At 42.2% G+C, this 13610-nt stretch carries 10 protein-coding genes; 6 read left to right on the forward strand and 4 right to left on the reverse strand.

The window, feature by feature from the left end; genetic code table 11:
• Window positions 1–121: 121 nt before the first annotated feature.
• Window positions 122–1471 (reverse strand): SGNH/GDSL hydrolase family protein, encoded by a 1350-nt coding sequence (locus B4G94_RS21785; protein ID WP_286861929.1) that lies wholly within the window; start codon window positions 1469–1471, stop codon window positions 122–124.
• Window positions 1472–1477: 6 nt separating this feature from the next.
• Entirely contained in the window at window positions 1478–2698 is a 1221-nt protein-coding gene (locus tag B4G94_RS21790; RefSeq protein WP_286861930.1) for an OmpP1/FadL family transporter, read from the reverse strand.
• Window positions 2699–2844: 146 nt separating this feature from the next.
• Between B4G94_RS21790 and tpx the strand changes: the two genes are divergently transcribed.
• Window positions 2845–3345 carry a thiol peroxidase gene (gene tpx, locus B4G94_RS21795; RefSeq protein WP_108634842.1) on the forward strand — a complete coding sequence of 167 codons (501 nt, stop codon included), beginning with the start codon at window positions 2845–2847 and terminating at the stop codon, window positions 3343–3345.
• An 81-nt stretch (window positions 3346–3426) separates the two neighbouring features.
• Here the strand turns inward: tpx and B4G94_RS21800 are convergent, their stop codons facing one another.
• Entirely contained in the window at window positions 3427–4599 is a 1173-nt protein-coding gene (locus B4G94_RS21800; RefSeq protein WP_286861932.1) for a trans-sulfuration enzyme family protein, read from the reverse strand.
• Window positions 4600–4663: 64 nt separating this feature from the next.
• Here B4G94_RS21800 and B4G94_RS21805 point away from each other — a divergent pair, with 64 nt between their 5' ends.
• Window positions 4664–5416: a hypothetical protein gene (locus B4G94_RS21805; RefSeq protein WP_286861933.1), complete on the forward strand. Its 753-nt coding sequence runs from the start codon at window positions 4664–4666 to the stop codon at window positions 5414–5416.
• Window positions 5417–5479: 63 nt separating this feature from the next.
• Here the strand turns inward: B4G94_RS21805 and B4G94_RS21810 are convergent, their stop codons facing one another.
• Window positions 5480–5968, reverse strand: a complete 489-nt coding sequence (locus B4G94_RS21810) for an META domain-containing protein (protein ID WP_165309258.1) — start codon at window positions 5966–5968, stop codon at window positions 5480–5482.
• Window positions 5969–6383: 415 nt separating this feature from the next.
• On the opposite strand from B4G94_RS21810, the gene B4G94_RS21815 reads away from it, so the two are divergent.
• From B4G94_RS21815 to B4G94_RS21830, 4 genes are all read left to right on the forward strand, one after another.
• The gene (locus tag B4G94_RS21815; RefSeq protein WP_286861935.1) at window positions 6384–8267 is read left to right on the forward strand and encodes an alpha-L-fucosidase; all 1884 of its coding nucleotides are present in this window, start codon (window positions 6384–6386) and stop codon (window positions 8265–8267) included.
• Window positions 8257–10596: a glycoside hydrolase family 95 protein gene (locus B4G94_RS21820; protein ID WP_286861937.1), complete on the forward strand. Its 2340-nt coding sequence runs from the start codon at window positions 8257–8259 to the stop codon at window positions 10594–10596. The genes B4G94_RS21815 and B4G94_RS21820 overlap by 11 nt, the downstream gene beginning before the upstream one ends.
• A 246-nt stretch (window positions 10597–10842) precedes the next feature.
• Window positions 10843–11703, forward strand: a complete 861-nt coding sequence (locus B4G94_RS21825) for a helix-turn-helix domain-containing protein (protein WP_286861939.1) — start codon at window positions 10843–10845, stop codon at window positions 11701–11703.
• 157 nt (window positions 11704–11860) lie between these two features.
• Window positions 11861–13579, forward strand: coding sequence for a M64 family metallopeptidase (locus B4G94_RS21830; protein WP_286861940.1), 1719 nt, complete (start codon window positions 11861–11863; stop codon window positions 13577–13579).
• Window positions 13580–13610: the final 31 nt, after the last annotated feature.

A 13610-nucleotide genomic window follows, 5' to 3' on the forward strand; every position in this document is an offset into this window, starting at 1 on the left:
ATTTCATGAACGTTGATGAATGACTTTGTTAAACAAAAATACGCATTGTTTCACAAAAAAAGGTCATCTGAATGTTCAATTCAAATGACCTTTTTTAGCTCTTTTTAGTTCATGTATAGCACTAAGGCAAGGCAACACCGCCATACTGGCTGACATTTACTTTTCCTAATTTGGTGCTATATTTTGCATTGATGGCGTCAACAAAAACATTGGCCATAATGGCATAGCCCATAGGCGTTAAGTGAACACCATCCAACGAGAATATATTACCGGTGATGTATTTATTGCTGATGGCGATACCGTTGATCTGATAGCCTGATTTTACCTTGTTCAGGAAACTATAGATGTCCGCTACTGCAAGTTTTTTACTATCCGCAACCTGTTTAATAATCGCGTTGAGCGCAACAATACGATCTTGGACCATTTTTGCCTCAGCCTCATCTAAGACAAAATTGTCACCAACAGGATTTTGAAGATATAGACCATAGGGGTACGGATTGACAATACCAGTTGCTGGGTCTTTAAGATCTTGTCGGCCCAGTAAACCCGCAGATGAGAACGGTAAGATAAACATGTCTTTATCCGTTGCTGCCCGAGGGGTAGTCTTTGTTTTGATATAGATATTCTCGAAAGGTGGCAATTTGGGGTCTTTTGCCGCTAATGCTGCATTAGCCCCTGCCAATAAGGCTTGACGGGTTACTGTCGTGAAATAAGGGACGGCAGTGACATCCGGAATGGTAGCGACAACCCCTTTCTGTTCTTTGCTGGTCAACTTAGTGATAAAGCTGGTATAAAGCCCTGCAAATGTCTGCTCGGAAATTAAGGTATTTGTGGCATCCGTGGTCACGGCACCATTTGTAGCATAGCCCAGCACGTCGTTGTTTCCTAAGGAGAAGGAAAAGAACGTATGGTCTTTGGTCGTTGCAAAATCTACATACGTTTTGGTTGCAGTTTCATTGTCTGGCAACAGTCGCTCAAAATAGGGATTTAGTTCACCCATACGCGGAGCAAATGCCAAATCCAGTCGCATACCTGGTACACCCAGATTATTGATTGGACCGGTGTATTTGATGTAAAGCGGCTTTTTGTCCGGCGTCTGCCCCCGGATAGCGAGGTGGTCAGTTACGGTGCCTAATTCTGGTTGACCGTTGACCAGCGCTTTTAAATATAAAAATCCGCTGCCATTATAGTTTTCCGCAGGAAAATAAGGCTGCAAAAATTCTCCGCCGCCCACCTTTTTCATCTCTTGCGCAAGCATATTCGGAAAAGATTGTTCCTGCCCCTTCAGACTAAGTCCACTATTGGCATAACCGGAAGTCAGGGAGTTACCGACAGCAATATATTTGCTGAAATCCACATTTTCAGGATTTCCACCTTTGGTATCGAGGTCGATAGATGGCTTACAGGACGCAGCCAATGCCAGCGCCACAAAACCAATATAAAGCTTAATATTTTTTTGAAATCTTTTCATAATCTATTACCATTTATAGGTGAATGAAATTGAAGGGGCGTGAATATTTGTCTTGTAAGCGCCCTCGATTTGTGTGACAGGGCTTGTGACAGTGCGCTCTTTCAATTTTTGTAAAACATAAGCTGCGTGAAGGCTGAATTTGTCGTTGATGGCGTAAGACAAGCCCAGTGCACCCATGAGCCGGTCGTTGTCCGGAGTCTCTGCATACACATAGTCTTTATCAACCGGCGTTTTTACATATCCCACTCCGGCACGTACAGCTAACTTTTCGTTGGCTTTGTAATTCACCCCAACTTTTCCTGAAAATGCATTCTTATAATTTTTTATTTGCTCTGTATCCTGTAGCAGTGGGGTATTGTCTGCATAATCAAAGACTAGCTTTTTATAGATATTGTATTGGATAAAAGTTCCGTCGGCAACAATATCCACTTTGTCACTCACCGGAACCGAGAGGCCGAGGTTGAGTGATGCTGGCAAAGGAAGTTCTGCGCTGAATTTGGTGTCGGGAAACGAGACTGCAACAGCATCAGGTACCGTAAATTCGGCATCACCCTTTTTCAGCTTTGTAACGACTTTTGACCGGTAAGATAAAGAGATCGCGACATTGTTGTCAAAGTTGTAATGCGCGCCGACGTTGTAACCTATACCCGTACCGGTACCTGTTAATTTAGCATGTGCAGAAGATCCGTCTGGTAAAAACAAAGGTAGTGACCTAGCGAGATCGACCATGCCAATGTTGTAAACAAAACCAGCACCTACGCTTAAGTTATCCGTCAATTTATAACTGATAGTGGGCTGGATGTAAATCGCACGCAATTTTAGGTGGTTGAGTTCGTATTTTCCAGGCCAACTGTCTCCCCAGTCCACTGCTCCGCCATAAGGCGTATAGACACCCAGTCCAGCCTTCCAACGGGCATTGTCTGGCCCAAATGTCGCAAAAACAGAAAAAGGAGGAGTCACTTGCGAGCGCGTGTTATACACTTGATTGCTTCCTGATTCTTTGAAGGCTGATCGATACATTACTGCGGATATGCCTGCAGAAACTGCATTGTGGTCCATTTTTGCCAGACCTCCCGGGTTGTAGAATATACTTGTTTCGTCTGTGAACAGTGCAGATCCGGCACCAGCCATGCCTAATGCCCGTACGCCCTGTGTATTCACTTGAGACCCTTGTGCAAAGAGCAGTGATGGTGATGCACAAAGTATTGAGAATAATAATTTCTTCATACTAGTGTTTATTGTTGGTTAACGTTCCTCTTTAAAATACAATGCTAACATAGTAAATGTTTGGCTAATATTAATAAATGTTGTGTAATATTTTTTTTGCTCGTACCTTTAAGTGCAAGGAAACTAAAATTAAACAATCATATTTTATGGCTACAATCACTTTTAAGGGCAATCCAGTGAACACTAAAGGCAACTTACCACAAGTTGGTGAGCAGGCGCCTGATTTTAAATTAACTGCAGGCGATCTTTCCGATAAATCTTTAGCAGACTTTAAGGGAAAAAAAATTGTGTTAAATATTTTTCCAAGTGTGGACACCGGAACCTGTGCGGCTTCTGTACGTGCATTTAATAAAGAGGCATCGCAATTGGACAATACGGTTGTACTGTGTATCTCGAAAGATCTACCGTTTGCACAGGGGCGTTTTTGTGCCGCTGAAGGCTTGAACAATGTGGTGACATTATCCGAATATAAAGATTCGAATTTCTCTGATGCTTATCAATTGGCAATTGCTGATGGACCTTTAGCAGGCCTATTGAGCCGTGTCGTGATTACCTTGGATGAGAATGGAAAAGTATTGTATGAAGAACAAGTAGCGGAAATAGCAGACGAACCGAACTATGCGGCTGCTATTGCTTCATTGAACTAACTGGAAGGATATGGGATGTTAAGAACAAATCTCATATCTCAGTACTAAAAACCAAATAATTGATAAAAANNTTTTTATCAATTATTTGGTTTTCTCTAAAGCCTGTAAGATATCGTTGATAATATCTTCCTGATCCTCCAAGCCAACAGACAAACGGATGCTGCCCGGTTGTATGCCCAGATTTAAACGCTCCTCTTCTGATAATTTGGAATGCGTCGTAGACGCCGGGTGCGTAGCGATTGACCGCGAGTCACCTAAGTTGGATGTATATAAAATCATTTCCAGCTGGTCAACAAAAGCTTTCGCACGCTCAAAACCACCTTTAACAACCAGGGTAACTATACCACCACCGGCTTTCATCTGCTTCTTAGCTAGCTCATATTGTGGATGGCTTGGTAGAAAAGGATATTTTACATCTTCAATCTCCGGATGATTTTCTAGCGCTTGCGCGAGTGCGAGTGCATTGGAACAATGGCGATCCATACGGATACCTAGGGTGTCCAGACTTTTGGAAATAATCCACGCATTAAATGGTGACAATGCGGGGCCTGTATGACGGATAAAGAACATCAATTTGTCTATCAATTCCTGTTTTCCGACCACAATACCCCCCAAAACACGTCCCTGTCCATCCATATATTTTGTTGCTGAATGGATAACCAGGTCAAATCCATACTGAATTGGTTTCTGAAGATAAGGCGTCGCAAAACAGTTGTCGATCGAAAGAATGATATTCGGATATTTTTCTTTGAATTTGCCCAACCATTCCAGATCAACCAATTCCAACCCGGGGTTGGATGGTGATTCCAAAAATATAATTTTCGTATTTGGCTGTATGGCCTTTTCCCATTCTTCCGGATTAGCCGCATCTACGTAAGTTGTTGTAACACCCCAGCGCGGAAAAAGTTCTGTAAACAACTGATGGGTAGATCCGAATATTGCCCGTGAAGAAACGATATGGTCTCCACTTTCAATAATTGCAGCAAAGGAAGCAAATACTGCAGCCATACCCGATGCGAAGGATAAGCCTGCTTCGGCACCTTCCATAATACAGACCTTGTTGATAAATTCGGAAGTATTTGGGTTGGCATAGCGGGAATAAATCATTGCATCTTCTTCTCCAGCAAAGACCGCCCGACCTTGTTCAGCGCTGTCGAAGATAAAACTTGATGTGAGGTATAAAGGAGTCGAATGTTCGCGAAGTGCGGAACGATCGACCTGTTCACGTATGATTTTAGATTGATCTTTTTTCATGATGTGTAAAGTTACGAGATGAAATTTTTATATTCGTATAATTACCAATGAAATGACCCATTTTATGAAAAAAATCTGGCTATTTTTTTTCTCAGGAATTCTATTCCTTTCTTTTTCCTGCTCAAAAGACGAAAAATTACTCTCTGATCAGGAACTCAAAGAAATACCTGTGTTCTTGTTGAGCCCCGATTTTCTATCTAACTATAATTTTTATCCGCTTGATAATAAGCTAAAACTGGCGTACAAAGACCACCAACTTTCTCGAATTACCGGTGGCTTTTTGCCTATCCCCGGAGCAAGTGGGACGCGTAACGATTTTACAGATATTATCTATTGGATTATTAGTATTTCTGGGGATCGGGTTAAATTGGGAAAAAAGAGTTCCAGTAAGGAAGTCACATTTGATGAAAAACATGAGTTACGCTATAACAAGAAGTTGATCAGTGAAAGAAGAATAATCCGAGGAGATCAACCAATTAGCATATATAAATATGAATACGAGAACGACCTATTGAAAAAAGAATATTACTATTTAGGTGATCAATTGCCACTTGAGAAAACGTTCTATTTTAATGCGAGCAAAAATTTAGATAGCATTGTGTATAAATACCCCTATAGTGCTTCTAAAATAATTGACATATTTACTAATTATGATCAGAAACCAAATAAATTAAGGGGCCTTTTGGTGTTAGAAGAATTTTTGCCAAGAGCGCTCTCGGTAAACAATTATATGGAAATGAATAGAGTCTATGTTGATGAGGAAGGGGTTCGGAGCCCATCTGGGGAAAGAAGATGGGATGCTAAGCTTTTCCCTTAAAGATGAACTCCAAACAAAAAAGCCGGACATTATACCGGCTCTTTCATTAAATGAAGTATTTCCTTATTTCTTTACAAATTGCATCACAACAATATCGCCGGAGATAAATGTCAATTCATTATCTCTGACATCGAAATTTGTTGTGGATTTTAAACCATTCATAAATTCGTTATAAGCGGCATTCTCACAGTGCATCATAGTAGAGATCAATTTATCACCGATTTTAATGGAATTGCCTTTCTCACTTTCATAAGTACCACCGATGCCGTTACAGCCGTTGTTACCTTCTACTTTGTGGTCTTTGGTCGTGAATGTCAATGTCGGGACTTTGTCTTTGAAGAGGTCTTTGAGTCCTTTTCCTGCTGTTTCGGGTGTCGTAAGTGATTTAAGTTCCCAAGTTCCCTCCAGCGATGCATTATCCACCACACTTGGTTTTTGAACTGTGGTCGCGGTATCGCTGTTTCCCGTTGCTTCAGATTTTTTTCCTGTTGTGTTGCATGCAACAGTTGAAAACGCCAATGCAACTGTTAAAATCATTAAATTTACTTTCATAATCATTTTTAATAATATATAAACATTCCTTTTCTGCCCTAGAGAGTGTAATTATCATGCCAATCTTGTCCCAATAGCATGCAACCACCTGCCGTAGTACAGCTAACTTCTTTATCCTCTATAAATAACAGATCGGTATTTTTTGTTTGCACTTCAAGGCTGAAATAAGCTCAGTTTGATGGAATCATACTAAAAAAAGCACAACGATAACACTGCAAGAGATTATTTTGCTCTTTTAAGGGAATGTGTTATATCAATCGATTGATATGATTCAATAAGGCCAATTTTCTGTCCCAGCATGCTTTTGGGGTGTTTTTTGTTCGCTTTGAGTACGCAAATGTTACACGGATAATTTTATGAAACTTCTTATATTAGGACTTTACAACCTAATTTTCGAGTACTTATAATAAAGAATATGTTCACAATCTTGTTATCCTCCATCTTACTTTCCGGCGGTCATGTCGCCAAACCGGATACCTTAAAACCTTATGGGGCTTTACCGACCGAACGCCAATTAAAATGGCAGGAGATGGAAACCTACTGCTTGATCCATTATACCCCGACAACTTTTCAAAATAAGGAATGGGGCTATGGTGATGCACAGCCGGCTTTATTTAATCCTTCGGCATTTAATGCAAATCAGATTGCCAAAGCCGCAGCAGATGGTGGTTTTAAAGGTTTGATCAGCGTCGCAAAACACCATGACGGATTTTGTTTATGGCCCACAAAAACGACCTCCTATAGTATTGCCTCCTCGCCATGGAAAAATGGGAAGGGCGATATGGTAAAAGAATTTATGGAAGCGACACATCGCAATGGGATGAAATTCGGTGTGTACCTGTCAGCTTGGGACCGTCATGATGAACATTATGGTACACCGGCTTATGCAGATGCCTACAGGCAGCAGCTGACCGAATTGATGAGCAATTACGGGCCCTTGTTTACTTCCTGGCATGACGGTGCAAATGGCGGCGATGGTTACTACGGTGGACATGAAGGGAAACGGATCATTGACCGCACAACCTATTATGAATGGCATGAAAAGACCTGGCCAATTGTGCGCAAGCTTCAGCCCAATGCGGTGATATTCTCCGATATCGGTCCTGATATGCGCTGGGTCGGTAATGAACATGGCTTTGCCGCCGAAACTTCGTGGGCGACCTTTACGCCCATAGGACTCAATGGAAAGGTCGCGGTACCCGGTGCGACCGAATCGCATAATGCGGAATCGGGTGACCGGAATGGAAAATATTGGATCCCCGCAGAATGTGACGTGCCCCAACGTCCGGGATGGTTTTATCATGAGGAACAGAATAGCCGTGTAAAAACACCCAATCAACTGTTTGAAATCTATCTGAAATCCGTTGGTCGAGGTGCCAGTATGAATCTTGGTCTAGCACCAATGCCTTCAGGTACACTTCATGAAAATGATGTGAAATCTCTAAAGGCTTTTGGTAAAAAAATTAAAGAAACTTTCCATACCAATCTAGCAAAAGGTGCAACCATCACAGCCTCAAATACGCGTAATGGTGATTCCAAAACATATGCGACATCGTTGATTACCGATAATGACCGCTATAGCTATTGGGCAACAGACGATGCGAAAACATCCGCGATGCTTGAAATCAAACTAAAGTCGGCTGCGACATTTGATCTTATCCAATTGCGTGAAAACATCAAACTGGGCCAACGGATCGACAGTGTTGCTATTGAACAATGGGCGGATAATGCATGGAAACCATTGGCCAGAGCGACTAGTATTGGTGCGAATCGCTTGATAAAGCTTGAGCAGCCAACGACAACGGCACGCCTACGCTTACATATCTATGCTCCCGTAGCAATTACCTTGAGTGATTTTGGCTTATTTAAGGAATATAACGAAGCTTTCGCTTTTGATACAAAAGAGCTTAAAAAGCAAACGAACTTTAAATTGCAGACAGGGACGACGACCGATAAAGCCTATATTACCGATGGCAACCCAAATACCTTTGCAAACGTAGGCAATCAAGGAGTCTTGGTCATTGAAACGAATGGTGCGACCTCGGGTATCGGTTTCCTTCCACGTCAGGATAAAAAGACTGGCGGCATTCCGACAAAGTATATCATTTCTACCAGTACGGATGGCAAAAAGTGGACAAGCATTAAGGAAGGCGAATTCTCCAATATCAAAGCAAATCCAATTTTGCAACAGGTATTTTTTGAAACAGACAGCAATACCAAGTTTATCAAATTTGAACCAAAGCAATTTATTGAAGGTAATGAGCTGACAATTGCGGAGCTTGAACTATATGCGAAATAGAATTTTAATGCTTCTCGTGGTCTGCATCTCGCAGACCACGCTTTCGTTTGCACAGCAAAATCCACTCGGTCTTTGGTATAATAAACCGGCTAAAATATGGGAAGAGACGCTGCCCCTGGGCAATGGGCTGATCGGGATGATGCCTGATGGCAATCCAACGACGGAAAAAATTGTGCTGAATGAGATCAGTATGTGGTCCGGGAGCCCGGAGGATCCCAATAACTATGATGCACATAAAAATGTCAGTGCCATTCAGGCGCTATTGAAGGTCGGTAAAAATGACGAAGCCGAAAAACTGGTCAATGAAACCTTTGTCACCAATGGCAAGGGCTCAGGTTTTGGAAATGGCGCCAATGTCCCTTATGGCTGTTACCAGTTGTTGGGCGATCTGCTTTTGCATTATCAATTGCCATCTGCTACTATTACGGATTACACACGATCGTTGGATCTGACCACTGCGACGGCACAGACTTCTTTTCGTGCCGGAAAGACAAAAATTAAGCGGACGTACTATACCTCCTTTGACAAGAATGTCGGTGTTATTCAATTACATCAAAACAGCAATGCGAGGCAGACCGTAGGTATTGCTTTCGCGCGGAAGGAAAATATAGACCGTTACAGCCTGTTGAACGATGGAATTTTGGTTGAAGGATCATTGCCGGATGGTAAAGGGAACAAAGACCTCAAATTTGCCGGCCTGCTGAAAGTGCAGGGTAAAAATCTGAAGGTCAGTAAAAAAGATCAGGTGCTGGAAGTTTCTGCGGAGGGTAATCTCTCTATTTATGTCACAGCAAGTACCTCTTATTATGGGCAAGATCCAAACGTTACCGTCCAGACGAATCTTGCTGCCTTGCAGTTATCCAATGCGGATAAAATGTACCGTAATCATGTGAATGCCTACCAAAAGATTTTTAACAGGGTTGAACTAAATCTCTTTGGGAATAAATCAAATACGCGTGTTCCGACCAATGAACGAATCGCGAATTTTTATAAAGATCCAACGCAGGATCCGGATTTAGCGGCCATTTATTATCAGTATGGCCGTTATTTGAATATTTCGAGTTCGGCACCGAAAATTTCAAACTCCCTTCCACCAAATTTGCAAGGGTTATGGGCTCATCAGATCCAGACACCCTGGAATGGCGATTATCATCTGAATATCAATGCGCAGATGAATCACTGGGGTGTGGAGGTGAACAATCTCAGTGAATACCATCAGCCTTTTATTGAGTTGATCAAGCGGATAGCGAAAACAGGTGAGCAAACCGCGAAAGCTTATTATAATGCCCCTGGATGGGTCGTGTATATGATGACCAATGTTTGGGGCTACTCTGCTCCGGGCGAACAGGCTTCCTGGGGAGCAAGTACAGCGTCAGGATGGTTATGCAACCACCTCTGGGAGCACTATCTTTTTACCGGCGACCAAGGTTATCTGAAGGAGATCTACCCGATACTCAAGGGGGCGGCACAATTTTACGATCATACCTTAGTTCAGGATCCAAAAACAGGATGGTGGGTAACCTCGCCATCTGTATCACCGGAAAATGCGTTTCGGATGTCCAATGGAAAGGTGGCTGCGGTAGTGATGGGCCCGACAATAGACAACCAGATCGTGCGTGAACTATATCAGGCAGTGATTCAGGCCGATTCTATTCTGGCAATCAAAGATAGCTTTGCCACCAGTTTGAAAGGAAAACTACAAGCGATTCCCCCGCCGGTAGTGATCAGTCAATCCGGGCGTGTGATGGAATGGCTCGAAGACTATCAGGAGGTTGAGCCTAAACACCGCCATGTCTCCCATCTCTATGGCTTGTACCCTGCGGCATTTATTTCTCCTCAGACGACACCGGCTTGGGCTGAAGCTGCGCGCAAGACACTTGCCGTAAGAGGAGATGAAGGGACAGGATGGTCAAGAGCCTGGAAAATCTTGTTCTGGGCAAGATTACAAGATGGCGATCATGCTCTGGAAATTCTTCGCCAGTTGCTCAAACCTGCTTTTGCCAATGAAACAACATATCAGGGTGTCGGAGCGGGAACCTATCCTAACTTATTCTGTGCCCACCCACCATTTCAGATTGATGGCAATTTTGGTGGTGCTGCCGGGATCGCGGAGATGCTGATACAAAGCCACAATGGCTACATACATCTGCTACCGGCTCTGCCTAAAGCTTGGTCTAAGGGACAGGTCAAAGGACTGAAGGCCAGAGGAAATTATACGGTTGATATGAGCTGGGAAAATGGAAAAATTATCGCGCTTAAAATAAAAGGAAAAAAAGGAAATGTTCGCATATTTGAAAACGGAACCTACAAGGATTATAAAGTCCGCTAGTTATTTTTGCTTTCTATTTATTTTTCTGGGAGCAGCTGCTTGTTCCCGGAACGCAACCAAGCCAAAGAAGAAGCACTGTTGAAAACATTCGCTTATAAAATAACCGCAGAGATAAAGACCGCCGAAGCCCACTTTATAGCAGTTCATCGGTCAGGTTGAGGAGTTTTTGGTTAAAAATTAACGATTATTGTCTTAAAAAATGGTATATTTGAATTAACGGTTTAATATTTGTTATTTCAATAGACGATGAAAGTTGTTCAATTCACGGTTCCGGTGGTCTATCAAGGATCTATTTGTGTGCAGGAAGATATCTTACCCTCCTTCTATAGTAATTACCATCGGCATAAAGAGATCCAACTGACCTATATCTTAAAAGGGCGGGGGACCTTTATGATCGGCAACTTTACCCACAGTTTTGAAGAGGATGAAATCTATATAGTTGATGCAGATGAACCGCACATGTTTAAAACCGGAGAGGATGTCAAGGATGGCATTCATGCCATACATATTTTCTTCGATTATGAACATTTTAAATCTTTTCTGGATTTCCCTGAATTTGACGATGTCAAATATTTTTTGGAACATATCAATGTCAGTAAGAAATTGGATGCCGAACATGCTGTCGCACTAAAAGATAAATTTGTCCAGATCAATACGAGTGCCGGAATAGACCGTTTGTTATCCTTTGTCAAGCTGATTAATTTTTTGAGCAAAAAGGTCGATCAATGGACCTCCTTATATACAGGTATCCCCCAAAAGAAATTTTCTGATGCCGAAGGCTTGCGTATCAATGAAATATTTCAATATACCTTTCAGCATTTTGGCGATAAAATCTCCCTTGAAGATATAGCAGCAGTAGCTCACATGACTCCCCACGCATTTTGTAAGTATTTTAAAAAACACACGCGCAAGACGTATGTGACCTTCCTGAATGAGATCCGGATTGAACGAGCCTGTAAGATGCTGATTGACGAATCGTCTGAAAGCGTTTCCAATATTGCATTTAAAACAGGGTTCAACAATGTGGTCAATTTTAACAGGGTGTTTAAAAAGATTACAAAACATTCACCGAGTGAATATGTGCAGGAACATCGGATGCGGGATTAAGCCATCCTTGGTACATTAAAAATATTGTTGGAAAGAGGTGTCTCGTATGACGTTACAGATCCCGTCAGTGGACAATATCGGAGAAGCACTCGGCAATAAAATGTAACGATTAGGGATACGAAAACCTTAAATTTGGAGTCTAACGATTGTTACTCCGATGAATAAAAACTTAATTTTTATCCTGTTTGCGTTATTAAGCTATCTAATCCCGGCAACAGCCCAATCTCAAAATTTCAAGATTGACACCTTACAATACCAAGGAACAGCAAACAATATCGTGAACTTGGTTATTTTGGGCGACGGCTATACAAAAGATCAACTAGAGGATTATGCGGCAGATTCCAAGCAGTTCACAAATTATTTTTTTTCAATAGAACCTTTTAAACAATACAGCAGTTTCTTTAATGTATTTGCTATTCGGACGATATCCGAAGAATCCGGTGCTACACATGATTGCAAAGCAAGTGACTGCGTACAAGGGGATACCGATCTTGGTAAATTTCCAAAACGCTATAATAAATTCGCCAGAGATCATGCTGTGCCAGTCACGCACCCCAAAACAATTTTCGGCAGCAGCTTTGACAACGGTGGGCTACACCGTCTCGTGGTGCCTCAAAAAAATGAGCGCATTGAAGAAGTATTGAAAACACATATCCCAAACTTTACACAGGTGGTCATATTGGTCAACTCGCCATTTTATGGCGGATCGGGCGGAAAGTGGGCCACCTCGACGGTCAACTTCAAAAGTAATGATATTGCTGTCCATGAGATCGGACACTCCTTCGCCCAGCTGGCTGATGAGTATTGGGCAGGCAACCAATACGCCATCGAATCTGTCAATCGTTCCCAAACGGCTGATGTAAACGCCGTTCCCTGGAAATATTGGCTTGGAAAAGACGGCGTAGGTATCTATTCTTATGGCGGGAAAGGATCCCCGTCAACTTGGTTCAGACCGCATGAATACTGCAAAATGCAATACCTTTTGGCGCCGTTTTGTCCCGTTTGTCAAGAACAGTTCGTGGCTTCAATAAAGCGAAAATCGAGTCCCTTTATTGCTGTAAAACCAATATTAAATAATGTGCTGACCTTAGACAGTGTGCAGAAATTTACTTTGCGCTTAGCAAAACCTTCACCGAATACATTTAAGCTGATATGGTCTCTAAATAATGAAACCATTGCCCAAAATATAGATTCGATCTACCTGGATCCTGGAATGCTGCATAGCGGCGCAAATGAACTGAAAGTAATTATTCAGGATACGACAGATCTGCTTCGGAACCCGAGCTATCTGAACTATAGAGATTCTATTGTATGGAAACTTAATCAGCTTCAATCCAATGCGCTTGCCAAACCCACCAATCGCTGGGCGGATACATTGGAAACCTGTTTTGGGGGCGATCAGGTACTTACGGTCAAAAAGCCCGTCGCAGGACTTGAATATCGCTGGTATGAGACAGCGAGCGGTATACCTATCGGAACCGGAACAAATGTCTTTATCCGAAATCTTTCGCAGTCAAAAAAATATCATGTTGTCGCACATTGGAAAGACAAAACTTCACAACCATCGGAAATCCTATTGAAAACATTGGCCAAAGTAGAAAAACCCAAGGACATCCGTATCAGGATTGACAAAAAGAAAAATAAGGTGCAGTTGACCGTACAGGAAAAACCGGATACACGTTATAACTATATCTGGTTGAATGCAGATGGTAGCCCGATTTACGAATGGGATGCGTTCAATGGGGAATATGTGCGTCCAACGGGTGCAAATAATAAACTTGTTCTCGATCGCTCCGCGACTGTCCGAAAAGTTTATGTCCAAAAAGTAGATAAAGAGACGACCTGCAAGAGTGATCGAACAGAAGTAATTTTTTAGTTACAGTGTTGATGGCTAATGATTTATAAGT

It is taken from the genome of Sphingobacterium sp. UBA7625 (assembly GCF_002484085.1).
GTDB classification, from domain to species: domain Bacteria; phylum Bacteroidota; class Bacteroidia; order Sphingobacteriales; family Sphingobacteriaceae; genus Sphingobacterium; species Sphingobacterium athyrii.